General features: G+C 44.9%; 28 protein-coding genes. 27 read left to right on the top strand and 1 reads right to left on the bottom strand.

The annotated features are described in order from the left end of the window. The 25 genes from GGQ95_RS04355 to ypjB all read left to right on the top strand — a co-directional run bounded on the left by GGQ95_RS04355 (position 1) and on the right by ypjB (position 23,315). The gene (locus GGQ95_RS04355; protein WP_066145455.1) at positions 1-705 is read left to right on the top strand and encodes a demethylmenaquinone methyltransferase; all 705 of its coding nucleotides are present in this window, start codon (positions 1-3) and stop codon (positions 703-705) included. Positions 706-733: 28 nt separating this feature from the next. After that, positions 734-1,696 carry a heptaprenyl diphosphate synthase component II gene (hepT, locus tag GGQ95_RS04350; protein ID WP_044742252.1) on the top strand — a complete coding sequence of 321 codons (963 nt, stop codon included), beginning with the start codon at positions 734-736 and terminating at the stop codon, positions 1,694-1,696. A gap of 102 nt (positions 1,697-1,798) precedes the next feature. Next, a complete protein-coding gene (ndk, locus tag GGQ95_RS04345) occupies positions 1,799-2,245 on the top strand; it encodes a nucleoside-diphosphate kinase (RefSeq protein ID WP_044742253.1) in 447 nt (148 codons plus the stop codon). Between the two features lie 83 nt (positions 2,246-2,328). Further along, positions 2,329-3,102 (top strand): CheR family methyltransferase, encoded by a 774-nt coding sequence (locus GGQ95_RS04340; protein ID WP_183186425.1) that lies wholly within the window; start codon positions 2,329-2,331, stop codon positions 3,100-3,102. A 121-nt stretch (positions 3,103-3,223) separates the two neighbouring features. Then, positions 3,224-4,387, top strand: coding sequence for a chorismate synthase (aroC, locus tag GGQ95_RS04335; RefSeq protein ID WP_066145452.1), 1,164 nt, complete (start codon positions 3,224-3,226; stop codon positions 4,385-4,387). Continuing rightward, positions 4,387-5,493 (top strand): 3-dehydroquinate synthase, encoded by a 1,107-nt coding sequence (gene aroB, locus GGQ95_RS04330; RefSeq protein ID WP_066145449.1) that lies wholly within the window; start codon positions 4,387-4,389, stop codon positions 5,491-5,493. Before aroC ends, aroB begins: the two co-directional genes overlap by 1 nt. Next, on the top strand, positions 5,486-5,866 hold the full coding sequence (aroH, locus tag GGQ95_RS04325) for a chorismate mutase (RefSeq protein ID WP_044742257.1): 381 nt from the start codon (positions 5,486-5,488) through the stop codon (positions 5,864-5,866). The genes aroB and aroH overlap by 8 nt, the downstream gene beginning before the upstream one ends. 276 nt (positions 5,867-6,142) lie before the next feature. Further along, complete coding sequence (gene trpE / locus GGQ95_RS04320) at positions 6,143-7,666, top strand: anthranilate synthase component I (RefSeq protein WP_066145447.1); 1,524 nt, start codon at positions 6,143-6,145, stop codon at positions 7,664-7,666. Then, positions 7,659-8,678 (top strand): anthranilate phosphoribosyltransferase, encoded by a 1,020-nt coding sequence (gene trpD / locus GGQ95_RS04315; protein ID WP_066145445.1) that lies wholly within the window; start codon positions 7,659-7,661, stop codon positions 8,676-8,678. The genes trpE and trpD overlap by 8 nt, the downstream gene beginning before the upstream one ends. Further along, positions 8,671-9,447 carry an indole-3-glycerol phosphate synthase TrpC gene (trpC, locus tag GGQ95_RS04310; protein ID WP_066145442.1) on the top strand — a complete coding sequence of 259 codons (777 nt, stop codon included), beginning with the start codon at positions 8,671-8,673 and terminating at the stop codon, positions 9,445-9,447. Before trpD ends, trpC begins: the two co-directional genes overlap by 8 nt. After that, positions 9,431-10,084, top strand: a complete 654-nt coding sequence (locus GGQ95_RS04305) for a phosphoribosylanthranilate isomerase (RefSeq protein WP_066145439.1) — start codon at positions 9,431-9,433, stop codon at positions 10,082-10,084. The genes trpC and GGQ95_RS04305 overlap by 17 nt, the downstream gene beginning before the upstream one ends. Then, positions 10,065-11,279, top strand: coding sequence for a tryptophan synthase subunit beta (trpB, locus tag GGQ95_RS04300; protein ID WP_183186477.1), 1,215 nt, complete (start codon positions 10,065-10,067; stop codon positions 11,277-11,279). Before GGQ95_RS04305 ends, trpB begins: the two co-directional genes overlap by 20 nt. A gap of 4 nt (positions 11,280-11,283) precedes the next feature. Then, a complete protein-coding gene (gene trpA / locus GGQ95_RS04295; RefSeq protein WP_066146492.1) occupies positions 11,284-12,063 on the top strand; it encodes a tryptophan synthase subunit alpha in 780 nt (259 codons plus the stop codon). A 30-nt stretch (positions 12,064-12,093) separates the two neighbouring features. Continuing rightward, the gene (hisC, locus tag GGQ95_RS04290) at positions 12,094-13,191 is read left to right on the top strand and encodes a histidinol-phosphate transaminase (protein ID WP_066145436.1); all 1,098 of its coding nucleotides are present in this window, start codon (positions 12,094-12,096) and stop codon (positions 13,189-13,191) included. A gap of 57 nt (positions 13,192-13,248) precedes the next feature. Further along, positions 13,249-14,352 (top strand): prephenate dehydrogenase, encoded by a 1,104-nt coding sequence (locus tag GGQ95_RS04285; RefSeq protein WP_044742263.1) that lies wholly within the window; start codon positions 13,249-13,251, stop codon positions 14,350-14,352. Positions 14,353-14,363: 11 nt separating this feature from the next. Continuing rightward, the gene (aroA, locus tag GGQ95_RS04280) at positions 14,364-15,650 is read left to right on the top strand and encodes a 3-phosphoshikimate 1-carboxyvinyltransferase (RefSeq protein WP_183186423.1); all 1,287 of its coding nucleotides are present in this window, start codon (positions 14,364-14,366) and stop codon (positions 15,648-15,650) included. 465 nt (positions 15,651-16,115) lie between these two features. After that, a complete protein-coding gene (locus GGQ95_RS04275; protein WP_066145434.1) occupies positions 16,116-17,015 on the top strand; it encodes a hypothetical protein in 900 nt (299 codons plus the stop codon). 24 nt (positions 17,016-17,039) lie between these two features. Beyond that, on the top strand, positions 17,040-18,296 hold the full coding sequence (locus GGQ95_RS04270) for a tetratricopeptide repeat protein (RefSeq protein ID WP_080862409.1): 1,257 nt from the start codon (positions 17,040-17,042) through the stop codon (positions 18,294-18,296). Positions 18,297-18,353: 57 nt separating this feature from the next. Then, positions 18,354-18,884 carry a ReoY family proteolytic degradation factor gene (locus GGQ95_RS04265; protein ID WP_066145428.1) on the top strand — a complete coding sequence of 177 codons (531 nt, stop codon included), beginning with the start codon at positions 18,354-18,356 and terminating at the stop codon, positions 18,882-18,884. 91 nt (positions 18,885-18,975) lie between these two features. Further along, positions 18,976-19,425: a YpiF family protein gene (locus GGQ95_RS04260; protein ID WP_066145425.1), complete on the top strand. Its 450-nt coding sequence runs from the start codon at positions 18,976-18,978 to the stop codon at positions 19,423-19,425. A gap of 145 nt (positions 19,426-19,570) precedes the next feature. After that, on the top strand, positions 19,571-20,080 hold the full coding sequence (locus GGQ95_RS04255; RefSeq protein WP_159720056.1) for a Rieske (2Fe-2S) protein: 510 nt from the start codon (positions 19,571-19,573) through the stop codon (positions 20,078-20,080). 3 nt (positions 20,081-20,083) lie between these two features. Beyond that, positions 20,084-20,758: a menaquinol-cytochrome c reductase cytochrome b subunit gene (qcrB, locus tag GGQ95_RS04250; protein ID WP_066145421.1), complete on the top strand. Its 675-nt coding sequence runs from the start codon at positions 20,084-20,086 to the stop codon at positions 20,756-20,758. Positions 20,759-20,807: 49 nt separating this feature from the next. Next, positions 20,808-21,575 carry a menaquinol-cytochrome c reductase cytochrome b/c subunit gene (locus tag GGQ95_RS04245; RefSeq protein ID WP_159720055.1) on the top strand — a complete coding sequence of 256 codons (768 nt, stop codon included), beginning with the start codon at positions 20,808-20,810 and terminating at the stop codon, positions 21,573-21,575. Between the two features lie 302 nt (positions 21,576-21,877). Continuing rightward, on the top strand, positions 21,878-22,471 hold the full coding sequence (lhaT, locus tag GGQ95_RS04240) for a lipoprotein heptaprenylglyceryl N-acetyltransferase LhaT (protein ID WP_183186422.1): 594 nt from the start codon (positions 21,878-21,880) through the stop codon (positions 22,469-22,471). A gap of 58 nt (positions 22,472-22,529) precedes the next feature. Further along, positions 22,530-23,315: a sporulation protein YpjB gene (gene ypjB / locus GGQ95_RS04235; RefSeq protein WP_183186421.1), complete on the top strand. Its 786-nt coding sequence runs from the start codon at positions 22,530-22,532 to the stop codon at positions 23,313-23,315. A gap of 60 nt (positions 23,316-23,375) precedes the next feature. Here ypjB and GGQ95_RS04230 read toward each other — a convergent pair whose 3' ends face one another. Continuing rightward, positions 23,376-24,248, bottom strand: a complete 873-nt coding sequence (locus tag GGQ95_RS04230; protein WP_183186420.1) for a YitT family protein — start codon at positions 24,246-24,248, stop codon at positions 23,376-23,378. Between the two features lie 155 nt (positions 24,249-24,403). Here GGQ95_RS04230 and GGQ95_RS04225 point away from each other — a divergent pair, with 155 nt between their 5' ends. After that, on the top strand, positions 24,404-24,739 hold the full coding sequence (locus GGQ95_RS04225; RefSeq protein WP_044742276.1) for a nucleotide pyrophosphohydrolase: 336 nt from the start codon (positions 24,404-24,406) through the stop codon (positions 24,737-24,739). Next, the gene (dapB, locus tag GGQ95_RS04220) at positions 24,712-25,539 is read left to right on the top strand and encodes a 4-hydroxy-tetrahydrodipicolinate reductase (RefSeq protein ID WP_044742277.1); all 828 of its coding nucleotides are present in this window, start codon (positions 24,712-24,714) and stop codon (positions 25,537-25,539) included. Before GGQ95_RS04225 ends, dapB begins: the two co-directional genes overlap by 28 nt. Positions 25,540-25,552 lie beyond the last annotated feature (13 nt).

The raw sequence follows: 25,552 nt of genomic DNA, 5'->3' as shown, positions 1-25,552 counted from the left end.
ATGCAACGATCGAAAGAGGAACGAGTTCATCACGTATTTGAAAAAATTTATGAAAATTATGATCGGATGAATTCCGTCATCAGCTTTAATCGCCATTTAAAATGGCGCCAAGATACGATGAACCGCATGAAGGTGCAAAAAGGGACGAAAGCGCTAGATGTTTGCTGTGGCACGGGTGATTGGACCATTGCTTTAGCCGAGGCGGTAGGTCCGGATGGAAAGGTCTACGGGCTTGATTTTAGTCAAAATATGTTGCAAATTGGGCAGCAAAAAGTGAATGAACGGCAGTTGCACAATGTGGAATTAATCCACGGGAATGCAATGGAGCTTCCGTTTTCCGATAATACATTTGACTATGTGACGATCGGATTCGGATTAAGAAATGTTCCGGATTATATGACTGTGCTGAAAGAAATGCGCCGCGTGCTGAAACCGGGCGGAAAAGCGGTTTGTTTAGAAACATCACAGCCAACGCTCATCGGGTTTCGCCAGCTGTATTACTTTTATTTCCGCTTTATTATGCCGGTGTTAGGAAAGCTTTTTGCGAAAAGCTATGAGGAGTATTCATGGCTTCAAGAATCAGCACGAGATTTTCCAGGGATGGAAGAGCTGGCGCGCATGTTCGAGAAGGCTGGATTTATCAATATCGAAGTCAAGCCGTATACATTTGGCGCAGCTGCCATGCATCTAGGATATAAGCCGTGACGCATTATAAAAGATTAAGGTGAACATAATGAAGTTAAAAGCGATGTATGCGTTTTTGGATGCGGATTTACAAGTGATTGAGAAGGAGCTGGAAGCAGCGATTCAGTCCGATTATTCGTTGCTGAGCGAAGCCGCTCTTCATTTGCTCCAGGCGGGCGGTAAACGAATTCGCCCAGTCTTTGTGCTGCTCAGCGGCAAATTTGGGCAATACGATATTGAGCGAATCAAGCATGTGGCTGTTGCTCTCGAGCTGATTCATATGGCTTCGCTTGTTCACGATGATGTCATTGATGATGCTGAGCTGCGGCGGGGACGGCAGACAATCAAAGCGAAGTGGAGCAACCGTTTTGCCATGTATACAGGAGACTACATTTTTGCGCGTTCACTTGAACGGATGACGAGAATAGGAAATCCGGTGGCTCATCGCATTTTGGCGCATGCTATTGTCGAAGTGTGCCGCGGTGAAATTGAACAGATTAAAGATAAATATCGTTTTGACCAATCACTTCGCTGTTATTTGCGTCGTATTAAGCGAAAAACGGCACTACTGATTGCTGTAAGCTGTCAGTTGGGAGCCATCGCTGCAAACGCTCCCCAAGAAGTAGCTGAGCGTCTCTATACATTTGGATATTATGTGGGTATGTCGTTTCAAATTACAGATGATATTCTTGACTTTATTGGTACAGAAAAGCAGTTAGGCAAACCAGCAGGAAGCGATTTGCTGCAAGGAAACGTTACCTTGCCTGCTTTGTTTGCCATGGAGAATGCCGATGCAAGACAGAAAATTGTACGCGTCCACCCCGGTACATCGGCCGGTGAAATGAAAGAGATTATTGATTGCATCAAAGCATCCGGTGCGATTGAAAAATCATATGCATTAAGCGATTGGTATTTGCAAAAAGCATTAGACATATTAGACGAGCTTCCAAAAAGCAAAGCCCGTTCAACATTGCGAAATTTAGCAAAGTATATCGGCAAAAGAAAGTTTTAAACGCTTTCATGTTGAATATTGCTAATTAAGAGAAACAATGTTACTATTTTTGTGGGAATCCTTTTCCTAGTACATAACTTTTTTAGGGGTGGCGTATAAACAATGGAAAGAACATTTTTAATGGTCAAGCCTGATGGGGTTCAACGTAATTTAATCGGCGAGATCGTATCTCGCTTTGAAAAAAAGGGATTTCAGTTGGTTGGCGCAAAGCTGATGCAAGTTTCCCGGGAATTGGCGGAGCAGCACTATGCGGAGCATAAAGAGCGTCCATTTTTTGGAGAATTAGTCGACTTTATTACATCCGGTCCTGTATTTGCCATGGTATGGGAAGGAGAAAATGTCATTGCAACAGCGCGTCAAATGATGGGCAAAACAAACCCTCAAGAAGCGGCTCCTGGCACCATTCGCGGCGATTTCGGCTTAACGGTCGGCAAAAATGTGATTCATGGATCGGATTCGCCAGCGAGTGCCGAGCGCGAGATCAACTTATTTTTCCAAAAAGAAGAGCTTGTCAACTATTCAAAGTTGATCCATGAATGGGTGTATTAATATAGCAAGCGATTGGCTCCAAGAAAGGGCCAGTCGCTTTTCTTATACGTAACACACGGTAATGAGGAAGAGGAGAAACACAAATGGACGATTACCAGCAATTTGTGATAAGTGTTAGAAAAAAAACGGGAATTGATTTGTCCCAATATAAAGAAGCGCAAATGAAAAGAAGACTGACCTCTCTCTATGAGAAGAGAGGATTTAAAAGCTTTCAAGAATTTTTTAAAGCAATAGAGGCAGACCAAGCGCTTTTTCACGAGTTTCTTGATCGCATGACGATCAACGTGTCGGAGTTTTATCGGAATGCTAAACGATGGGAAGTGCTTGAGAAAAAAATTTTGCCTAAGCTACTCGAGCGAAACCGTCGTTTAAAAATATGGAGCGCAGCTTGCTCGACAGGAGAAGAGCCCTATACGCTCGTGATGATTTTATCCAAGCTTTTACCGCTTTCACAACTATCTGTCTTGGCAACGGACATTGACGACAATGCCATTCGCCGTGCCAAGCTAGGGATTTATGCAGAACGTTCGTTGCAGGAAGTGCCAGAGGATATGAAAAAAAAGTTTTTTACAAAAGAAGGAATGTATTATAAAATAGACGAAAATGTAAAAAACGCGGTCACGTTTAAAAAGCATAACTTACTTGCGGATCCGTTCGATACGAACTACGATTTGATCGTCTGCCGAAACGTCCTTATTTATTTTACCGAAGAAGCGAAGCACAGTCTGTACCATAAATTTAGCCAAGCGCTGCGTCCAGACGGTATTTTTTTCGTTGGAAGCACGGAGCAAATTTTCAATCCATTCTCTTATGGATTTGAGACGGAAGACACGTTTTTTTATCGGAAAATAGACTGAAAATCGAAAGGATTCATCGTCATTGATGAGTTCTTTTTTTATAGGGGCTTTTCATTTTGTGAAATTATGATATATTTTTACATAAACGCGTTAAAGAGTTGAAGGGAGAGAGAACTAGAAAATGAGATACATAACAGCAGGGGAATCACATGGGCCACAGCTTACGGCAGTTTTAGAAGGAGTCCCAGCAGGTCTTCCGCTTCTAAAGGAGCACATTGATGAAGAGTTAGCGAGAAGACAAAAAGGATATGGACGCGGCAGACGGATGCAAATCGAAAAAGACGAAGTGAAAATTTTAAGCGGCGTGCGTCATGGCAAAACGATTGGCTCACCAATTACGCTTGTCGTCGAAAACAGGGATTGGAAGCATTGGACAAATATTATGTCCATCGAACCGCTTGAAACAGAAGAGGTTAAACGGAAAGTGACGAGACCGCGTCCGGGGCATGCGGATTTAAATGGTGCCATCAAATATGGCCATCGCGATATGCGGAATGTGCTGGAGCGCTCATCTGCGCGGGAAACGACCGCGCGTGTAGCCGCTGGAGCGGTAGCGAAACGGATTTTAGCGGAGCTTGGAATTCAAGTAGCTGGTCATGTTCTGGAGATCGGCGGTGTGCGGGCACAGTCTCCTGCTTATGAGTCGCTTGAGCAACTGCAAAGCGTTACGGAACAATCTCCTGTTCGTTGCTTTGACGAAGAGGCTGCCGTAAAAATGATGGAAGCGATTGACCAAGCGAAAGCGAACGGTGACTCCGTCGGCGGAATTGTTGAAGTGATCGTAGAAGGAGTCCCAGCAGGGGTTGGCAGCTATGTTCATTATGATCGAAAGCTTGATGCCAAAATTGCGGCGGCGATGGTTAGCATCAATGCCTTTAAAGGAGTTGAAATCGGCATCGGCTTTGAAGCCGCCCGTCTTCCGGGAAGCGCCGTGCATGATGAAATTACTTGGGATAGGGAAGTAGGATTTCGCCGCCGCACCAACCGCGCTGGCGGTTTTGAAGGCGGAATGACAACGGGGATGCCGATTGTGGTGCGCGGAGTGATGAAGCCGATTCCGACTTTATATAAACCGCTTGAAAGTGTCGATATTGAAACAAAAGAGCCGTTTGCCGCCAGCATTGAGCGTTCAGACAGTTGCGCGGTTCCAGCCGCCAGCGTTGTTGCTGAGGCAGTGGTCGCTTGGGAAATTGCCGCGGCCATTGTTGACCAATTTGGCCAAGATCGAATGGATTTAATTAAAGCGAATATGGAACAGATGCGCCGATATGCAAGGGAGTTTTAATGATGGAGCAGATAGCTATACAAACAGCGACTAAACAGTACCCGCTTTGTTTAGGGGAAGGAATGCTTGAATTATTGCCGCAATGGCTTGAAGAGCTCGGCTTTCCGCACGGGACAAAGATAATGGTTGTTACAGACGAAACACTGAAAGCTCTCTATTTGTCCCAGCTTGTCGAGCCGCTCAGCCGCCGCTATGATGTTTACACACACGTGATTCCGAGCGGAGAAGCCGCTAAATCATTTGAACATTATTATGCTTGCCAAACGGCAGCACTGACGTATGGTTTGGATCGCCATTCACTTATCATTGCGTTTGGCGGCGGGGTTGTTGGCGATCTGGCTGGCTTTGTGGCTGCAACATTTATGCGTGGGATTCCTTATATTCAAATGCCGACCACATTGCTCGCCCATGATAGTGCCGTCGGAGGGAAAGTAGCGATTAATCATCCACTTGGAAAAAATATGATCGGTGCTTTTTATCAACCAGAAGCGGTTGTGTATGATGTGAAACTTTTACAATCATTGCCGGAGCGCGAACTGCGCTCTGGATTTGCTGAAGTTGTGAAACACGCTCTAATTGGCGATCCGGGGTTTTACAACTGGCTCAAAATGAACATTCATAGCCTTGCTGATGTTAGAGGGGAAAAATTGCAGCATTGTATTCGAAAAGGAATCGAAGTAAAGGCGCGTATCGTGTCTGAGGATGAACGAGAAACAGGAGTTCGTGCTCATCTCAATTTCGGCCATACGCTGGCCCATGCGCTGGAAAGCGAGCTAGGATATGGTGTGATGACACATGGAGATGCAGTAGCGCTCGGAATGCTATTTGCGATTTTTGTCAGCGAGCGCACATATCGCTTATCATTTGTTGACCATCATTTCGCCAAATGGTTTGAATCGTACGGCTTCCCTGTTGTTCCGCCGAAGCAGCTTGATCCGGAACGATTGCTGCAAAAAATGAAGGGAGATAAAAAAGCGAAGTCGGGAAAAATCCGCATGGTGCTTTTGCGAGAGATTGGACATGTATGCGTAGAGGAAATAGATGATAAACAGGCGTTATCGCTTTTAAATGAATTTTGGCAAAGTGGGGAGAAAGCTGATGATTAGAGGAATTCGAGGAGCGACAACCGTCACGAGTAATGATGCCGAAGAAATTGTGGATGCTACTGAAGAGTTGCTAAGGCATATGATTCAAGCAAACGGGATAAAAGCAAGCGATGTAGTATCTGTGCTGATCTCAGTTACCGATGATTTAACGGCTGCATTTCCTGCTCAAGCGCTGCGCCGAATTGAGGGCTGGACGTATGTGCCAGTCATGTGTACAAGAGAAATCCCGGTTCCCGGCTCTTTGCCGGGCTGTATTCGGATTATGATGACCGCACAAACTGCTAAAGCGCAAGATGAGGTCATTCATATTTATCTGCGCAACGCGGTCCAGCTTCGACCAGATTTATCATTGACAAAAAAAACAGACTTGTAATATTATAGGAAAAAGCAGAAGCGCACTTCTGCTATGTTGACTAGAAGAGTGGAGAAGATGAAGTGTGACGGCATTTTTTGCCGCGAGTAACAAAGCATGAATGGTAGTAAATGAAGTGAGTGAGACGAGTAATAGGGTAGATGAGAATGAGCGAGTTTAGCTGAGGTGAGTGCATGTATGGGATGATTCTACCCAAAGACGCCACGTCTTTGGGTTTTCCTCATTTTATGCCTCATAAACCCTCATTCTCCATCCGAGTAAACGGAGGAGAGAAAAATGAAAAACTGCACATTAACCACTTTTTTGGAAGATTCCGCTGAATTTCGCACGATTCCGATTGTGCGCCGTTTTTTTGCTGATGTACTGGAACCATTGCAGCTCTTTGAAAATTTAAAAGATGAGGCCCATTTTTTACTGGAGAGCAAGGATGAACAATCGCCATGGTCGCGATATTCATTCATTGGGATTGACCCTTTTTTGAAAATTCAGAGCGAAACAGGCCAATCGTTTTTCGTTGTTGATGAGCATGGGAAAATCGCTACAACCCTCACATTAAAAGAAGCGTTTTTGCATGTGGAAAAGAAGCTGCGAGTAAAGCCGATTGAAACGGATATCCCGTTTGTCGGAGGGGCCGTTGGTTATTTAAGCTATGATTTTATTTCAACGATTGAAAAAGTGCCGTTGCATTCCCAACGCGATCTTGCAATGAAAATGGCTTATTTTGTAATTTGTCAATCACTGATTGTATTCGACCACATAAAGCGTGAAGTTGTATTGATTCATTATGTTCGTCTGCACGAGGACGATCATGAGCGAGAAAAACAAAAAAAGTATGAAGAAGGATTGAGAAGCATAGAAGCGTTGATGAAAAAGGCAACATCTGGAATTCATCGGCCAATTTTACCGCTTTTTGATGATGAAGAACTGCAGCGCATTTCTTTTAAACAACTATCGTCAACATATGATCGAGCTTCGTTTATGCGGGATGTCGAAGCGATCCAACGCTACATTGAAGCGGGGGACATTTTCCAAGCTGTGCTGTCGCAGCGTTTTACGATTCCCGTTCGCATCACTGGATTTCAATTATATCGCATGCTCAGAAAAATCAATCCGTCGCCATATATGTTTTATATTCAAACAGATGAAGAAGAAATTGTGGGAAGCTCGCCAGAAAAGCTAGTGCAAGTGCAACAGCGCCAAATTGAAATCCATCCGATTGCCGGAACGCGCCGGCGAGGAAGGTCGAAAGAAGAGGACGAAGCGTTAGCGCTTGAATTATTGAACGACCCGAAGGAACAGGCAGAGCATTATATGCTGGTAGATTTAGCAAGAAATGATATTGGAAAAGTGGCGAAATATGGAACAGTGAAGACGCCTGTGCTGATGGAGATCGGTAAATTTTCTCATGTTATGCATCTGATTTCGAAAGTAACAGGGGAGCTAAAAGACGGAGTTCATTCTATTGATGCCTTGCTGGCGTCATTTCCTGCTGGAACAGTAAGCGGGGCCCCAAAGGTCCGGGCCATGCAAATTTTAAATGAATTGGAACCAACGGCGCGCCACATATACGCCGGAACAATTGCTTATATCGGTTTTGATGGCAACATCGATTCTTGCATTGCCATTCGCACGGCGATGGTGAAAGACGGTTATGCTTATGTGCAGACTGGCGCCGGTGTCGTGGCTGACTCCATCCCCGAACGGGAGTGGAAGGAAACCCATAATAAAGCAAGTGCGCTAGTAAAATCCATCGAGCTGGCAGAAAAGGTGTTCACAAAAAGGGGGCGTTTATATGCTTAAACAGCTATTAGCCAAATGTATTGAGGGATATTCGCTAAGTGAACAAGAAGCGTATGATGCCATGATTGCCATTATGTCAGGTGAGGCAACAGAAAGTCAGATTGCCAGCTTTTTATCGATTTTGCGCTTGCGTGGCGAAACGGTCGATGAATTAACAGGATTAGCGCGTGGCATGCGCAGTCAAATGCTCCGCATTGAGTATGATGAGGAAATCATTGATACATGCGGCACAGGGGGAGATGAAAAACGGACATTTAACATTTCTACAGCAGCGGCCATTATCGTTTCCTCCCTTGGGGTTAAGGTGGCCAAACATGGCAATCGAGCTGTATCATCGACGAGCGGCAGCGCTGACGTCTTGGAACAGCTTGGCATTCATATTCAAGGAACACCGCAGGAAGCGAAAGCAGCGCTAAAAACAAAAGGGCTCGCCTTTCTCTTTGCTCCCTTTTACCATGCGGCGATGAAGCATGCAGCAGTTCCACGTAAAGAAATCGGCTTTCGCACCGCATTTAATCTGCTTGGACCGCTTGCCAACCCTGCTGGATGCAAGCGACAAGTGATTGGCGTATATTCAACAGCATATGCTGAAAAATTGGCGGAAACACTGAAACGGCTCGGCTCCTCTCATGTTGTGCTGGTAACTGGCCGAGATGGATTGGATGAATGCAGCATCACCACTGAAACAGATATCGTTGAACTAAAGGATGGAAACATTCGCCGCTTTGTCGTGACTCCTGAGGAGTGCGGACTGCCTCGCGGAAGGCTCGAAGATATTCAAGTCTATAACGCTTCGCAGAGCGCAGCGCTTTTGCGGATGGTGATGGCAGGAACAGCGAATGAGAGCGCTGAGAATATTGTTTGTCTGAATGCAGGTGTCGCGCTTTATATTGCCCAAAAAGCCAGTACGATTCATGAAGGGGTCAAACTGGCAAAAGAAGCAATCAGAACGAAGCGGGCGCTTGCACAATTGCATCGTTTGCAAACGAGGGAGGTGGAAAATTATGCTTAAGCAAATTCTTGCTACAAAGCAAAATGAGATCGAACGAATAGAATTACCGCCTCGCTATCATTTTCCACGCTTTTCGCTGTGTACAGCACTTAAAAATGCGAAGCGATCCATAGGGATGATTGCTGAGGTGAAAAAAGCGTCTCCATCCAAAGGGATTATCCGGCCCAATTTCCAGCCTGTTGAGATTGCCAAAGCGTATGAACAAGCGGGAGTGGATGCCATTTCTGTTTTGACGGATCAAACTTATTTCCAAGGTCATTACCGATATTTAATCGAGATTAAAGAGACGGTCCGTCTTCCTGTGTTGCGTAAAGATTTTATCATTGATCGGCTGCAAATTGAAGAGAGTGCAAGAATCGGTGCCGATGCCATTTTATTAATTGGAGAAGCACTTTCACCAAAAAAACTGCATGAGCTCTATGAAGAGGCATATGAAAAAGGCTTGGAATGCTTAGTCGAAGTGCATAGCCGCCAAACGCTGGAAGCCATTTTAGAACGATTTACTCCAGAAATAGTGGGCATTAATAATCGAGATTTGCAGACATTTACGACCTCTTTAGACGCAACAAAGAATTTGCTCCCGCATGTGCCTCCATCATGCGTGGTAGTCAGTGAAAGCGGTATTGCGAATGCCTATGATTTACAGCGGGTACGCGCATACGGCGCACATGCAGTGTTAGTAGGTGAATCGTTAATGAGACAAGACGATGTGATGCAGGCTGTTGACGAGCTATACAAGGAGGTTAGAAGCGATGTCCGTCCTTCTTAAATATTGCGGGCATCAGTCCCTTTCCGATCTGCAAAAAGGGATCAAGAGCTGCGCGGATTATCTTGGGATTATTTTTGCCGAAAGCAAGCGAAAGGTCGATGCGCATGAAGCGAAAACATGGTTAAAGATGGTGGATTTAGGGAAGAAGCAGCTGGTTGGGGTGTTTGTAAACAGTTCAGCAGAGGACATTTATGCAGTCACAGAGCTGCTTCCTCTTTCTGTGATTCAATGTCATGGCACGGAAACGGTGGAGCAGATAGCAAAGATCAAAGCGGCAACGGATTTGCCTGTTTGGAAAGCGATTCATCATAGCGAAGAGGCGTTGAGTAAAATGAGACAATATGCAACAGTTGCTGACGGCTATATTGTTGACAGTCGAGTGAAAGGAGCGTGGGGCGGAACAGGCCTATCGTTTAACTGGGAAGCAATCCCCTTTTATTTGGAAGAAGCGAATCGCCAGGGAGTCCCGTGTTTCATTGCAGGCGGCATAACGCCAGATAATGTGGCCCAACTGCTTTCTTATCGCCCCCATGGTGTGGATATAAGCAGTGGTATCGAAGAAAACGGTAAAAAAAGTGCGCGGAAAATGATGGAGATTGAAAAGAGGGTGAAGCATGATGTACAAGGAACCAAATGAAAATGGGAGATTTGGGGAATTTGGCGGCAAGTTTGTTCCCGAAACGTTAATGCTCCCGCTTGAAGAAATAGAGAGAGAGCTTGAGAAAGCCATGGCGGATCCAACGTTTCGAACGGAATATATGGATAGTTTGCAAGAGTATTCAGGGCGGCCGACATCGCTCACATTTGTTAAGAACCTTACTGAAAAATTCAATGGAGCGAAAATTTATTTGAAACGTGAGGACTTAAACCATACCGGTGCTCATAAAATTAACAATGCGATCGGACAGGTGCTTTTAGCAAAGCGAATGGGCAAAAAGAAACTGATTGCTGAAACTGGAGCGGGACAGCACGGAGTCGCTGCGGCCACTGTCGCCGCACGCTTTGGCATGGAATGCATCGTATTTATGGGCGAAGAAGATATCAAACGGCAAGAGTTAAATGTGTTTCGCATGAAACTCTTAGGAGCGGAAGTCGTGCCTGTTTTTAGCGGAAATCGAACATTGAAAGACGCGACCAATGAGGCCATCCGCTACTGGGTTCAGCATTGTGACGATCATTTTTACATGATCGGTTCGGTTGTCGGACCGCATCCTTATCCAAAAATGGTACGTGAATTCCAGCGCATTATCGGCGATGAAGCTAAACAGCAATTTTTAGAGCGTGAAGGAAAGCTTCCAGAAGTCGTCGTGGCGTGTGTAGGCGGAGGAAGCAATGCGATTGGCACGTTTTATCCGTTTTTAGACGACGAGGTTGCGCTTATTGGTGTGGAAGCAGCAGGAAAAGGCACGAACACCCCTTACCATGCCGCGACAATAACAAAAGGCACCAAAGGAGTGATTCATGGTTCACTCACCTATTTGTTGCAAGATGAATACGGACAAATACTGGAACCTTACTCCATTTCAGCTGGCCTTGACTATCCTGGAGTCGGTCCAGAACATGCTTACTTAGCAAGCATTGGGCGTGTGCAATACGAGAGTGTCACAGATGAGGAAGCGCTCCATGCCTTCCAGCTGCTTGCTAGAGAGGAAGGAATCATTCCAGCGATCGAATCTGCTCATGCTCTTGCTCATACGTTTAAACTAGTGCCACACCTTCCGAAGGACAGCGCGGTGCTCGTATGCTTGTCAGGACGGGGCGATAAAGATGTGCAAGCCATTATGAATAGAGAGAAAGGGGGAGCTGACATTGCAGCTATCTCTAACGACTAAAACGATGTTTATTCCATTCATTATGGCCGGGGATCCGCATCCAGATATAACAGTGGAGCTAGCGCTTGCTCTTCAAGAAGCTGGTGCCGATATATTGGAGCTGGGAGTTCCTTATTCTGATCCGCTCGCAGACGGTCCCATCATTCAGCGGGCAACATCAAGAGCGCTGAAGCACAAAATGAACTTACCAAAAGCGATTGAACTCGTGCCGGTGCTGCGAAAAAAAGGTGTGAAAATTCCTATTATTCTCTTTACCTATTACAATCCTGTGTTACAATTAGGAGAAGAATTCTTTTTTACTTTAGTGAAGGAAAATGGAGTCGACGGCGTCTTAATTCCTGATTTGCCATTTGAAGAAAGCGGACCGATTCGCAAGCTGAGCGCAGAGGCTGGTGTCGCCTGCATTTCGTTAGTAGCACCAACATCCAAACAGCGAATCGAGAAAATTGCTTCCAGCGCACAAGGCTTTTTGTATTGTGTTTCGTCGCTTGGGGTAACCGGTGTACGAGATACGCTGCCTGATGAATTGGAATCATTTTTAATGGAAGTGAAGCAATACAGCCGGGTTCCGGTAGCGGTCGGCTTCGGAATTTCAACAAGCGAGCAGGTGAGCATGCTGAAAAACTATAGCGATGGTATCATCATTGGCAGCGCGCTTGTCCAAAAAATGGAACAGCTCGGGGATCGGCTGTTGCATGAAGAGACAAAACAGGAAGCGCTCAATGAATTTCAGCGGTACGCTCAAATGCTGACGGCGCCGTTGGGAAAACGCTGCACTCCTTAAATCAGCCAAAATTTGCAATGGGGTGAGAAGATGAAAATTAAAAATCAATTGCAAGGGCTGCCCCCTTATCAGCCAGGTAAATCGATGGAGGAAGTAAAGCAGCAATATGGACTAACGGATGTCATCAAGCTGGCCTCGAATGAAAATCCATATGGCAGTTCTCCAACTGTTAAAAAGGCGATTGTCGAGGTTTTGGATCAGCTTGAGCTGTATCCAGACGGTTACGCCCGCATTCTCCGGGAAGAAGTAGCACGGCATCTCGGAGTGAAAGAAACGCAGCTTCTTTTTGGCAATGGTTCAGATGAAGTAATCCAAATTCTTTGCCGTGCTTTTCTGTCAGCGGAGACGAACACAGTGATGGCTGCTCCAACTTTTCCGCAATATCGCCATAACGCTGTAATTGAGGGAGCAGAAATTCGTGAAATTCCGCTTGTGGATGGATGTCATGACTTGTCGTCCATGCTTGCTGCGATTGATGAACAGACGCGCATTGTTTGGGTATGCAATCCGAATAACCCAACGGGCACGTATGTCGATGAGCAGCAGCTATCCGCCTTTTTACAACAAGTTCCAAAGCATGTGCTTGTCGTATTAGATGAAGCATACTATGAATATGTCACGGCGGAAGACTATCCAGAAACCGTACCGCTGTTAAATGAATATCACAATTTAATGATTTTGCGCACGTTTTCGAAAGCTTATGGATTAGCGAGCTTGCGCATTGGCTACGGTGTAGCAAACGAAGCGTTGATTCAGCAGGTTGAACCGGCCCGCGAGCCGTTTAATACATCGAGTGTTGCCCAAGCGGCAGCGCTGGCTGCTCTTAGTGACCAGACATTTATCCAGCAATGTGTTTCTAAAAATAAACAAGAGCTGGAAAAGTTTTATCGTTTCTGTCAGGAACATCGTCTATCTTATTACCCTTCCGAAACGAATTTCATTTTGATTGATTTCGGAATAGAGGGGAATCGCGTATTTCAATACTTATTAGAAAAAGGAATGATTGTGCGCTCTGGAAATGCGCTCGGATTTCCGACTTCCGTGCGGATTACCATCGGGTCGGAGGAACAAAATCAAAAGCTTTTCCAAGTGCTTGGACAAATGTTGAAAGAAACGCAACTCGTTTGACAAAAGCCCGCTGCCTAGTTGCGCAGCGGGCATATGTAAAAGAAGAAGGTGAATTTGTTGAAAGGAACGGTCTTTGTCGTCGGCCTTGGGCTCATTGGAGGTTCGATGGCGCTTGCCATTAAAAAGGAGCATCCTGAGGCAACGATTGTCGGATTTGATATCAATGAAGATGAAATAAGGATGGCTCGCACACTGGCAGTCATTGATGAAGCGGCTGCTTCTGTTGAAGAAGGGATGAGCCGGGCTGATGTCATTATTTTAGCAACGCCAGTGATGCAGACTGAAAAAATTTTAACCGATATGTTGACATACCGTTTGCGTCCATCTGTGCTTGTAACGGATGTTGGCAGCACGAAGCAGCGGATTATCGAGCAGGCGAAGGCGTTGCTGGACCAAGGTGTGATGTTTATTGGCGGACACCCGATGGCAGGGTCCCATAAAAGCGGTGTAGTAGCGGCAAAAGCGCATTTGTTTGAAAATGCGTTTTATATTTTAACGCCGACAGAGGCGGTGCCGATGAGTGAAGTGGAGCGATTGAAGCAATGGTTGAAAGGAACGAAAGCGAACTTTGTCATTCTATCGCCAAACGACCATGATCGGATTACGGGAGTGATCAGCCATTTTCCGCATATTATTGCCGCGAGCCTTGTCCATCAGGCCCAGCAATATGAGAGCGAAGACGAGCTTGTCAGCAGGCTGGCGGCTGGCGGTTTTCGCGATATTACGCGTATCGCTTCAAGCAACCCGGAAATGTGGCGCGATATTCTGATACATAACAAAACTGAACTGCTATCGTTGTTTGATCGATGGCTTGCTGAGATGCATAGGATCCGCTCGCTTGTCGAGAAGGAAAAAAGCGAGGAAATCTATCGCTATTTTTTAGAAGCCAAACAATTTCGTGATGGATTGCCTGTAAGGACGAAAGGGGCAATACCGTCTTTTTATGATTTATATGTAGATGTTCCTGACTATCCAGGGGTTATTTCTGAGATTACTGGATATCTAGCACAAGAAAAGATTAGTATCACCAACATCCGCATTATTGAAACGAGGAAAGAAATTTACGGTGTGCTCCGTCTCAGCTTTCAAAGCGAAATGGATCGCGAAAAGGCAAAACAATGCATCCGTGCGCACACGAATTATGAAACATATGAAGGATGAGGAGGAACAACATGCAAGCATTAAGAAACAATGTTCAGTCCTTGCGGGGAACCATTGAAGTTCCTGGGGACAAATCCATCTCTCATCGAGCGGTTATGCTTGGAGCGATTGCTCGCGGCACAACGACGATTGCTCATTTTTTAACAGGTGAGGATTGTTTAAGTACGATTGATTGTTTTCGCAAAATGGGAGTCGATATTGCACAAAATGGGACGGATGTGGTGGTAAAAGGAAATGGAATAGCGGGGTTGTTGGAGCCGCAGGAAATTTTAAATGTCGGAAATTCAGGAACGACAACACGATTGTTGCTTGGTATTTTAGCGGGCTGCTCCTTTCATGCTTGCCTTATTGGCGATGAATCCATTGCGAAACGTCCGATGAAAAGAGTGACAGAACCGCTCCGCATGATGGGGGCCCGTATCGATGGAAGAGATGGCGGGAATTATACGCCTATTTCCATTCGCGGCGGAAGTTTACAGCCGATTCACTATACTTCTCCGGTTGCCAGCGCCCAAGTAAAGTCGGCCATTTTATTGGCGGGGCTCATGGCTGATGGTACGACAACAGTAACAGAGCCGATCAAGTCGCGTGATCATACAGAACGAATGGTGCGATTATTTGGCGGTGAAGTGATAACGAATGGGCTCAGCGTTTCTGTGACTGGAAAACAACAGCTGCGAGGAGCGGATATTTATGTTCCCGGCGATATCTCGTCAGCCGCCTTTTTCTTAGTCGCGGGCGCGATTGTGCCCAACAGCGAAATCGTTCTAAAAAATGTCGGATTGAATCCAACTCGAACAGGAATGATCGATGTGCTGCAGCAAATGGGGGCGGATTTAACCATTGAAAACATTCGCAATGAAGAAACGGAGCCGCTTGGCGACATTACCATTCGAACCTCTAAATTAAAAGCGGTGGAAATTGGCGGAGCGCTTATTCCGCGTTTAATCGATGAAATACCGATTATTGCTCTGTTGGCTACTCAAGCAGAAGGAACAACTGTCATTAAGGATGCAAGCGAGCTAAAAGTGAAAGAAACGAACCGGATCGATACGGTTGTGTCGGAATTGCGCAAGTTAGGCGCTGAAATTGAAGCGACAGAAGATGGAATGCGAATTCATGGAAAAACAGCATTGAAGGCGAAAGAAGCTATTGTCGATAGCTATGGAGACCATCGAATTGGCATGATGCTGGCGATCGCTGCTTGCATTACGGAAGGCACGGTGTCGCTCAAGCGCTCGGAAGCAATCGCTGTATCTTACCCGACGTTTTTTGAGCATTTGCAGGTGCTTTGCTAGTCAAAATAAGAAGAAGGGGATGAACCGCAAGAGAGCAAAACTTCCTTGACGGTGTCATCCTCTTTTCACATCATCCACCGAGAAGTTTCCCACCTCTTAACGGAGTGGAGGTGGTTCATTTGATATCATACGGCACAGAGCCTATGATTGAAATCAATCGATGGAGAGGGGTCCGCTGATCATAAGGAGAGTCGCCGAGAAGCATTATATATTCTCGGTCTTTGTCCGCATTCGTATGGCTGGCCTTCAACCGCTGATTTTTCCGACGTTGTTTATTTTGTCTTCCATCCGCGTTGATCAATTGGTTTTTTCATAGATCATACAGGATTGTGTCCATGATTTTTTACGATTTTGCTAATGTTTGATCCATTCACGCATGGATTGTCTCTTCTTTGAAAAAATATTCATACGCGGTTCGATTCTCTCATAGCTTGTCATAAGGACAAGTGTGGGAGGAATGAAACCGTGCCATATATTATTGATCAAGCGAATATGATAAAAAATGGGCAGTTACAGCGCTGTTCCATTGTGGTTGATGGAAACCGCATTGATTACATAAGCCAACAGACAAAGGCTTATCGATGGATCCGCATGCCAGTGAACGAATTTTTATTGACACCTGGATATATTATGCTTGATTTCTCCTTTCAAACGCCACGTTCTTTTCCGGAATTTAAGGAATATATGCAGCAGCATTTCCTTTCTAAAGGATGTACATCACTGCTGGCTGTATGCGATGTTTTATATGAGCAACAACTTCCCAATGCGTTGCAAAAGCTGCGGCAAAGTTTGCTAAACAGCCCCATTGATTATTTCATCGGCGCCAAAATTCCTTTTCGTCTGTTAACCCCTTCCTTCATCAGAGCGTGCAAGCGATGGAAAGTTCCTGTTTTGTTTGTTGAGTTGCAGGGAGAGGAGCGCTTGGAAGAAGCCCCATGGAGTTGGATGTACGAAGCGTTTGTATCGTATCCGGTAACACTTGTTCCTTATTGGATCACCCAAGACGCGACCAAGCGTCTACAAATGCGTTGGAAGGAGCTCCTATCTTCTTATCGCATTCCGTTTATTCCGTTTGCACTGCAAGAACGTACCCCTTTATCATTGGATGTGTTGAAAAAAATCGGCGTTTATCCGCACAAAGGAGATGTGCGTATTGGTGGCGAAGTAGATTATAATCTGTATGCTCGCACATTGCTGAGCGATTCAGTTGCCGAAACGGCGATTGTCGATTATGATAAACATATTCCGATGATTACGGTTCATAATGGAAGAATCATGAGAGCGGGCAATCACTTGTTTTTTTATCCGGGATTTGGAAAAGAGCGAACGATTCGTGTACCGGGAATGTTTGCAGCCGATTTTTAAGTTTGTAGTAAGGAAGTGTCGGTTATGAAGCAGATGGAACAAATTCTTCAGCTTGTGGAAGGCGGAGAGGTGGAAAAGGCGCTGGCGCTTGTCCCGAAAGTAAAAGCTGAAGCAACGGATGAAGAAAAATATATGCTGGCAGAGCAGCTGTTTTCGTGGGGAATGGTCGATGAGGCTTGCGAAATAGCGGAAGAGCTTTCGTTCCGTTATCCAGAAGACGGTGAAATACAGCTGTTTTTAGCGGAAATCTATATGGAACTGGATGAAGAAGAGAAGGCGCTAGAAATATTGGCAGATGTGGACGAGCAGGATCCTCTGTTTCCGAGGGCATGCTTGCTGGCAGCCGATCTTTATCAAATGCAGGGGCTTGAGGAAGTTAGCGAGCAGAAGCTCAAAAAAGCATATGAGAAACTGCCGGATGAGCCTATTATTCAATTCGCACTTGCTGAGCTGTATTTTGCCAATGGGAACTATCAGCAGAGCATTCATTTTTACCGGAAAATTCTTGAGCAGGAGACAACGGTAGCAGGCACTTTAATTTCGGAACGAGTGGCAGAGGCGTTTAGCTTGCTCGGAGAATTCGAACAGGCTTTGCCGTATTACGAGGAGGCTCTGCAACAAAAAGTGGACAGCCATATATTGTTTGGCTACGGGTTTACCGCTTTTCAGGCCGAATATTATCAAACTGCCATTGAGAAACTAACACAGCTCAAAGAGCTTGATCAGGATTATGTCCCTCTTTACTTATATTTGGCTAAGTCATATGAACAGGAAGGCCAAATAAGCGAAGGCTACGAAATGGCCAAGGAAGGGTTGCAAATAGATGAATGGAACAAAGAACTGTTTTTATACGCCGGTAAGCTTGCTTTAAAGCTTGGAAAGGAAAATGAGGCAGAAACGTATATCCGAAAGGCCATTGAAATCGATACAGGATATATCGAAGCGTTTCTTACTTTGATGCATATGCTTCTGCATCAAGAGCGCTATGATGAGGTGCTTGCTTGCATTGAAGAGGCGATGGCACAGGGAGAATATGATCCGCAAATGGAATGGATGTTGGCCCGTGCTAAACATAAGCTTGAGATGTATTCGGATGCATTAAACCATTATCAAGAGGCATATACTTTCTTTAAGAATGACGTTGATTTTCTTGAAGAATACGGTTATTTTCTTCTGGAAGAAGGAAATCGGGAACGTGCTAAAGAAGTATTTGAACAAATTGTGCGGATTGATCCGGTTCATACGGAAGCGCTGCACATGTTATGGCAGCTCGAAGAGTAAGGGGCTTGGGTGAACATAAACCTCTTTCTTGGAAAACAATAGAGGGGGAGGAGTAGGATGACAGTATCGGTGAACGAAAAAAAGGAGTTCATTCGTTGGTTTTTGAGCCACTACCAGTTAAAAAGGCGCGAGTGTGTATGGATTTTAAACTACTTAATGAGTCACGACCAGCTGATGCGCAGAGTGCATTTTGTGGAAAATGCCCAATATTGCCCGCGGGGAATGGTGATGTCGACTCATTGCGTTGACGATGTTCCGTTTCGCTTTTATAAAGAAAACGTCATGACGACAGATGCTGAAAAGTCATTTCATGATATTCGCCTTAACCGCGAAGAAGATATTTACATCCAGCTTAATTTTCGAGCTTCATTTCATTCGCCGCAATACGTTGCCGTGCTGGAAGAAAATCCGTATGCCCCAAAATATACACAAGTGAATGAAAAAGATCAAATACTTGCAGAGCAATTTTTAGAAAAATCGCTTTATAACTTTCAAAAAGAACGGCTGATGAAGCTTATTGATGAAGCGCTGGATCGTCAAGATGAACTGGAGTTCAAGCGGTTGACAGACAAATTAAAACAGCTGTAAACCTTGCGTGATGCAAGGTTTTTCTTTTTTGTGCAAGTATGGTATGTTGATAAAGAGGAATGGATAACCAAAAAGAGGGGAGAATAAAATTGTGAAGTGGACAGTAAGCGATGTGGATATGTATGAAAAAGAGAAGCAATATATTGATACAGCTTTGCTTCCTCTGGTCCAACTTACCTTATCCAATGCGACGAAAACGGCTGTTGCCGGCGGTGAACTTGTTCAGCTGCTTGCAAGTGAAGTGGAGCGGCAGTTGAAGGGGCGTCTCTTCTTGCTTCCGCCATTTACATACTTTTTAACCGAAACGAAGGAAGAATGTGTGAAACGGTTGAACGTTTGGACAGATGAATTAAAGAAAAGCGGCATGGCTCACGTCTTTTATTTAACAAGCGATCGGATGTGGAACGAAACAGAGCTTGGCGGCAAGCTGTTTGTTTTGCCTTCTATTCCGCTTGAACATATGGATGAGGTCTATCAGCAGCAAATGGTCCGTGAACAAACATCCAAGCTGTTAAGCTCATTCATTTCGCATTGGACGTAGAGGATACGGTTGATTTGCGAGCGTTTTCATTGACGATCTTATTGACCTTGTCTCCATCTTGAGCTATCATTAGAATGTCCTAGTTTTATATGTGTTATAAGATTTTGTCCGGATGGACTTAATTTTACATAGAGGGGGGAAAATGATGAGCGAAAAGAAACACCGTGTATCAAGACGCCAGTTTTTAAACTACACATTAACGGGAGTGGGCGGATTTATGGCTGCTGGTATTCTCATGCCAATGGTGCGGTTCGCGCTAGATCCGATTTTAAGGGAAGAAGAGGCGACAGAAATGGTGGCGGTTGCGCAAGTGAAAGACATCACAACAGAGCCGCAGCGCTTCGACTTTAAAGTCAAAGTGAAAGACGCATGGTATGAAGCGGACGAGCCAAAATCGGCATGGGTGTACAAGGATGAAAAAGGTAATATCATTGCCTTGTCTCCGATCTGTAAGCATCTTGGCTGTACCGTTAACTGGAATGCGGATGAGTCGCACCCAAATCAGTTTTTCTGTCCATGCCACTATGGCCGTTATACAAAGGATGGTACAAACGTGCCTGGAACGCCGCCATTGGCTCCGTTAGACCGTTACGAGTACAAGGTGAAGGATGGCAAGTTGTATTTAGGTAAAGCGAAACCACGAGGGGAGGCGTAATACGTGTTAAATAAAATTTATGACTGGGTAGACGAGCGGTTAGATATTACGCCTTTGTGGCGAGATATCGCTGACCATGAAGTGCCAGAGCATGTAAACCCAGCCCATCACTTTTCTGCATTCGTTTATTGTTTTGGAGGGCTCACATTTTTTGTTACAGTCATCCAAATCTTATCAGGAATGTTTTTAACCATGTACTACGTTCCAGATATTAAGAATGCCTGGGAGTCCGTGTATTATTTACAAAATGAAGTAGCATTCGGTCAAATTGTGCGCGGAATGCATCACTGGGGAGCAAGTCTTGTCATTGTCATGATGTTTTTACATACATTGCGCGTCTTTTTCCAAGGGGCCTATAAAAAGCCTCGTGAGTTGAACTGGATTGTCGGCGTGCTCATCTTTATGGTCATGATGGGGCTAGGCTTTACAGGATACTTGCTTCCATGGGATATGAAAGCGCTATTTGCAACAAAGGTTGGTTTGCAAATCGCTGAGGCTACTCCGATTATTGGTACGGCAGTGAAAACGCTATTAGCGGGTCATCCGGAAATTGTCGGTGCACAAACGTTGACACGTTTCTTTGCGATCCATGTATTTTTCTTGCCAGCTGCATTGCTTGGATTAATGGCTGTGCACTTTTTGATGATTCGCAAACAAGGAATCTCTGGTCCACTGTAAAATATATGATTCATGGATGAATCTATAAGATAAAGGAGGGAAACATGATATGCATCGCGGAAAAGGGATGAAATTCGTCGGCGATTCGCGTGTTTCTGCTGTGAGAAAACCGAATATTCCGAAGGATTATTCGGAATATCCAGGAAAAACAGAAGCGTTTTGGCCGAACTTCTTATTAAAGGAATGGATGGTTGGCGCGGTCTTTCTAGTTGGTTTTTTATGTTTAACGGTTGCTCATCCATCTCCGCTGGAACGGATCGCTGACCCGACAGATACGTCATATGTTCCGCTTCCAGACTGGTATTTCTTGTTTCTATACCAATTGCTGAAATACTCATATGCTTCAAGTGATTATACAGTCATTGGTGCGATCGTGATGCCGGGTCTTGCCTTTGGAGCATTATTGCTTGCGCCATTTTTAGATCGCGGGCCGGAACGTCGGCCATGGAAACGCCCAGTTGCGGTCGGCATGATGTTGTTAACGCTTGCAGCAATGGTTTTCCTTACTTGGGAATCGGTCGTTACTCACGACTGGAAAAAAGCTGCGGAACAAGGGAAAATCCGTGCTGAAGTCGAAATCGACAAAAACGCGGACGGATATAAAATTGCCCAAGCAAATACATGTACAACTTGTCACGGTGAAAACCTTTCCGGAGGAGCAGCAGCGCCTTCGCTTGTCGGCACGGGGCTAAAGCCAGAAGAAATTGCGAAAATTGCTAAAGAAGGTAAAGGCGGCATGCCTCCTGGGGTGTTCAAAGGAACAGATGAAGAATTGAAAAAGCTATCTGAATTTATTGCAGGATTGAAAGCAGAGTAGGATTAAAAGTGACAGGAAAAAAGCTGGCTACTATTAGTCAGCTTTTTTCTTTCATCTATATAATAAATACAATTTGATGGTTCAACACTTATCCGAAAGTGAGCGGATGATAACCGATTTCGACGGTCGGACGACCGAATAACACCGCTTTCCAGGCACATGAATTTGTCTGGAATAGCCAGCCGTTTGGGGCTTGGTCACGCCAAAGCGTGACGGCGGCAAGCCACTAGCTTGTTTCTAATCATCAAAGAATTTTCGTCGGCTATAACATATAAGCTTGCATAGAAGAAAGGAGGTGGAACATGATACAGTGGTATCTTTTACTTGCGGCTCCCTCTGTTCTTTGGCTGCTGCTCGTGATCAACATTGCCGGAACTATTTACGGATATATATGGTATGGACCGCAGCTTGCGGAAACACCAAGCCGATTTTTATTATTTGTCCCTGACAGCCCTACCGCTAGTTTGTTTTTTGTTTTTGTCTTGCTTGCTTTTATATTAAAAAGAAATTGGCCATTATTAGAAGCTCTGGCGATGGTGACTCTATTGAAGTACGGAATTTGGGCGGTCGTTATGAACATTCTTGTCTGGAAAGTGACTGGAACGCTTGGATGGCAAGGATGGATGCTTATTTTCTCTCACGGAGCAATGGCCATTCAAGGCTTGCTGTATGCCCCATTCTATCGAATGAAGGTGCGGCATTTAGCTTTTGCTGCTATATGGACCCTGCATAATGATGTGATCGATTATGTGTTTCAGATGCTGCCTCGTTACAGCATGCTTGAACAGTATATCCCGCAAATCGGCTATTTTACTTTCTGGCTAAGCATGATTTCTATTGCCGTTGCTTATATATTGGGAATAAAAGAAGGTCGTCTACAAATTTCGCTCAAATAATGGTCTAACCTTGTCCAGCCTCTCATACATTGTAGTAGTTAGCGGAGGAGGGACAAGAATGAGGCGAATGGCAGTCATATGGATCATTATGATCCTTTGTGCATTTCCGTCAGCTGTCTTTGCTACACATCATGATGAATGGCAAAGGCTTGATAAAATTTCAGATCAGGCATTGCAGCTTGCTAAAAATAAGCGTTTTGAAGAAGCGAAGGACGTGTTGAATTATTTTTCTGATGAATTTTTAAAGTTAAATGCACGCGATCGCCTTAAATCGATGGATGAATGGCGTGCCATCACCATCACGCATGAAAATGCGTTAAAAGCCATTACCGCTTCCACATTGCCGGCGGAAGACCGAATTGATCAAGTGGTGCAGTTTCGTCTTGTAATCGATGCTGTTCATTCCAATTATCAGCCGCTTTGGGCGGAAATGGAATCTTCGATTATGGGGGCATTTCAGGAAATTGAAACAGCGATTGAGAGCGGGGATGAGCAGCAGTTTCAAACGGTGCTACAGCAATTTTTGCATCAATATGAAATCATCGAGCCAAGCGTAAAAATTGATGTGGAGCCTGCCTGGGCCAAAAAGGCAGATCAAGACATTGAACAGCTCCAAAGCCCGAGCTTTCATGCCCTTGACAAAGCCAAGCAGCAGGAGCAGCTTGCGCAAATGAGGCAAGATCTTGCGGCATTGTTTAATCATATGAAAAAGGATGAAGCAGATTCTTCCTTATTGTGGGTGATGATTTCTACGGGAGGAATGATTATATTGACATTAACCTATGTCGGGTTTCGCAAATATCGTGGAGAAAAGCAAAAAGCTCGCTCACATGAGAAACAATAAAAAAGGCTGAGGTCGAATCTCAGCCTTTTTGCTTGGCAGACCGGCCTTATGCTTTTGCTCTTAATCGTTTTGAATGGGCTGCTTATTTTCATCGAGGGTAAATCCCTCACCGAGTACATCATGCACATCTGTCACGGCGACAAAAGCATGGGGATCTACGGAAATAATGACATTTTTAAGGCGCGGTAATTCATTTTTGGCTACTACGCAATAAAGCACATCTCGTTCTCTTTTGGTATAGGAGCCGCGTCCTTTTAAAACGGTTACACCACGCTCCATTTCTGTTAAAATTTTGGCAGCGATTTCTTCGCTCTTTTCAGAAATAATGGTCGCTCCTTTTGCAGCATAACCGCTTTCCTGCATAAAATCAATGACGCGGGCGCCAATAAAGACGGCAACTAGTGTGTACATGGCCTCGCGGTATGAAAGGTATAAAAGCGACAATGTAATGACAACCGCATCAAAAGCAAACATGGTTTTTCCCATGCTAATTCCGCGATATTTGTAGAGAAGCCTTGCAATAATATCGACCCCCCCGGTTGTTCCCCCATAGCGAAAGATGATCCCAAGCCCGATTCCGACAAAAACGCCGGCAAACAAGGCTGCGAGCGTTAAATCATGCTTTAGCGGCATCTTGATTGCATAATGTTGAAAAATCCATAGAAATAAGGATAAGCTGACGGTCCCGATCATGGTATAAAAAAATGAATGGCGTCCGAGCAGCTTCCAGCCGATAAAAAAAAGCGGGATGTTCAGCAGCAAATTCGTGAGGGAGGGATCGATGCCGAACAAGAAATAAAGGAGAAGCGTGATGCCTGTTACTCCTCCTTCCGCTAGATTATTTTGCATATTAAAATGAACGAGTCCAAATGCGAAAATAGCCGCGCCAAGTAAAATAAATAAGACATTTTTAATTTTCAGTCCAAAAACCATATGACACCTCCGTATAGTAATGATAGGCCGGCGATCTCAGTCATTAATTATAAATTATAGTGGAAGAGGAGGACTTGAGCAACGAAACGCAAAAATATTTGTCAAAATGGCTGCTTTTAGCTAACATGAAAGCATGAAAGGTGGGAATCAACGATATGTCGGAAAAAACGATCCAGCAATTGCAGAAGGAAGTTGATGATTATATTGGCCAATTTAAAGAAGGCTACTTCAGCCCGCTTGCCATGCTGGCTAGGTTGACTGAGGAATTAGGGGAATTAGCGAGAGAAGTCAACCATTATTATGGAGAAAAGCCAAAGAAAAAATCAGAAACCGAAAAGACGATCGAAGAGGAGCTTGGCGATTTATTATTTGTCTTGATTTGCTTTGCGAACTCCCTTCAAATTGATTTAGAAAAAGCGCATGATATGGTGATGGAAAAGTTTCAGACAAGAGATCAAAACAGATGGACAAGAAAGGAAGAGAAAGAGTGAATAATCCAATTAAAGTAGCAGTGGCAGGCCCGCGAGGACGGATGGGACGGGAAGCGGTAGCGCTTGTGCATCATGCGGAGAATTTTCAGCTTGTGGCGGTGATTGACCGCATCCATGATGGAAAGGACTTAGCAGAGGTAGATGGTTTTAACGGCATTCATGCGCCAGTGTATACGGATATTGAACGCTGCTTTCAAGAGACAAAGCCGGATGTTTTAGTTGATTTAACGACTCCGGAAACGGGCAAGCGCCATACTGAGATCGCGCTTCGCTATGGGGTTCGTCCCGTAGTGGGAACGACAGGGTTTAGTCAAGAAGAGATTGAGCAATTAACAAAGCTGGCGGAAGAAAAAGAAATGGGCGCGATTATTGCACCGAATTTTGCAGTGGGTGCCATTTTAATGATGAAGTTTGCTCAAATGGCCGCCAAATATTTTACTGATGTTGAAATTATTGAGCTGCACCATGACCAAAAGCTTGATGCTCCGTCTGGAACAGCTGTAAAAACAGCACAGCTTATTTCGGCGGTGCGACCAACTAAAAAGCAAGGGCATCCTGATGAAAAAGAGACGCTTAAAGGTGCTAGAGGAGCCTCTTATGACGGGATTCCGATTCACAGTGTCCGCCTGCCGGGGTTGATTGCGCATCAAGAAGTCATTTTCGGCGGAAATGGACAATCATTAACCATTCGTCATGATTCGTTTCATCGCGGGTCATTTATGTCTGGAGTCAAGCTATCAATCGAAACCGTGATGAAGCTGCAAACGCTTGTGTATGGCTTAGAGCATATTATTGAATAGCGGGGGTGTCAGC

This window comes from Anoxybacteroides rupiense, from assembly GCF_014196195.1.
In the GTDB taxonomy this organism is placed as follows: domain Bacteria; phylum Bacillota; class Bacilli; order Bacillales; family Anoxybacillaceae; genus Anoxybacteroides; species Anoxybacteroides rupiense.
The sequence above is the reverse complement of the archived record's forward strand: the minus strand, read 5'-3'. Positions and strand labels throughout refer to the sequence as shown.

Coding starts and splice junctions, on each gene's coding strand:
- hepT (WP_044742252.1), top strand. CDS start 734: ATGAAGTTAAAAGCGATGTATGCGTTTTTGGATGCGGATTTACAAGTG.
- GGQ95_RS04340 (WP_183186425.1), top strand. CDS start 2,329: ATGGACGATTACCAGCAATTTGTGATAAGTGTTAGAAAAAAAACGGGA.
- aroC (WP_066145452.1), top strand. CDS start 3,224: ATGAGATACATAACAGCAGGGGAATCACATGGGCCACAGCTTACGGCA.
- trpB (WP_183186477.1), top strand. CDS start 10,065: ATGTACAAGGAACCAAATGAAAATGGGAGATTTGGGGAATTTGGCGGC.
- dapB (WP_044742277.1), top strand. CDS start 24,712: ATGGACAAGAAAGGAAGAGAAAGAGTGAATAATCCAATTAAAGTAGCA.
- GGQ95_RS04245 (WP_159720055.1), top strand. CDS start 20,808: ATGCATCGCGGAAAAGGGATGAAATTCGTCGGCGATTCGCGTGTTTCT.
- GGQ95_RS04355 (WP_066145455.1), top strand. CDS start 1: ATGCAACGATCGAAAGAGGAACGAGTTCATCACGTATTTGAAAAAATT.
- GGQ95_RS04230 (WP_183186420.1), bottom strand. CDS start 24,248: ATGGTTTTTGGACTGAAAATTAAAAATGTCTTATTTATTTTACTTGGC.
- GGQ95_RS04305 (WP_066145439.1), top strand. CDS start 9,431: ATGTCCGTCCTTCTTAAATATTGCGGGCATCAGTCCCTTTCCGATCTG.
- ndk (WP_044742253.1), top strand. CDS start 1,799: ATGGAAAGAACATTTTTAATGGTCAAGCCTGATGGGGTTCAACGTAAT.
- GGQ95_RS04255 (WP_159720056.1), top strand. CDS start 19,571: ATGAGCGAAAAGAAACACCGTGTATCAAGACGCCAGTTTTTAAACTAC.
- aroB (WP_066145449.1), top strand. CDS start 4,387: ATGATGGAGCAGATAGCTATACAAACAGCGACTAAACAGTACCCGCTT.
- ypjB (WP_183186421.1), top strand. CDS start 22,530: ATGAGGCGAATGGCAGTCATATGGATCATTATGATCCTTTGTGCATTT.
- lhaT (WP_183186422.1), top strand. CDS start 21,878: ATGATACAGTGGTATCTTTTACTTGCGGCTCCCTCTGTTCTTTGGCTG.
- aroA (WP_183186423.1), top strand. CDS start 14,364: ATGCAAGCATTAAGAAACAATGTTCAGTCCTTGCGGGGAACCATTGAA.
- trpC (WP_066145442.1), top strand. CDS start 8,671: ATGCTTAAGCAAATTCTTGCTACAAAGCAAAATGAGATCGAACGAATA.
- hisC (WP_066145436.1), top strand. CDS start 12,094: ATGAAAATTAAAAATCAATTGCAAGGGCTGCCCCCTTATCAGCCAGGT.
- GGQ95_RS04265 (WP_066145428.1), top strand. CDS start 18,354: ATGACAGTATCGGTGAACGAAAAAAAGGAGTTCATTCGTTGGTTTTTG.
- aroH (WP_044742257.1), top strand. CDS start 5,486: ATGATTAGAGGAATTCGAGGAGCGACAACCGTCACGAGTAATGATGCC.
- GGQ95_RS04270 (WP_080862409.1), top strand. CDS start 17,040: ATGAAGCAGATGGAACAAATTCTTCAGCTTGTGGAAGGCGGAGAGGTG.
- trpD (WP_066145445.1), top strand. CDS start 7,659: ATGCTTAAACAGCTATTAGCCAAATGTATTGAGGGATATTCGCTAAGT.
- trpA (WP_066146492.1), top strand. CDS start 11,284: ATGTTTATTCCATTCATTATGGCCGGGGATCCGCATCCAGATATAACA.
- trpE (WP_066145447.1), top strand. CDS start 6,143: ATGAAAAACTGCACATTAACCACTTTTTTGGAAGATTCCGCTGAATTT.
- GGQ95_RS04225 (WP_044742276.1), top strand. CDS start 24,404: ATGTCGGAAAAAACGATCCAGCAATTGCAGAAGGAAGTTGATGATTAT.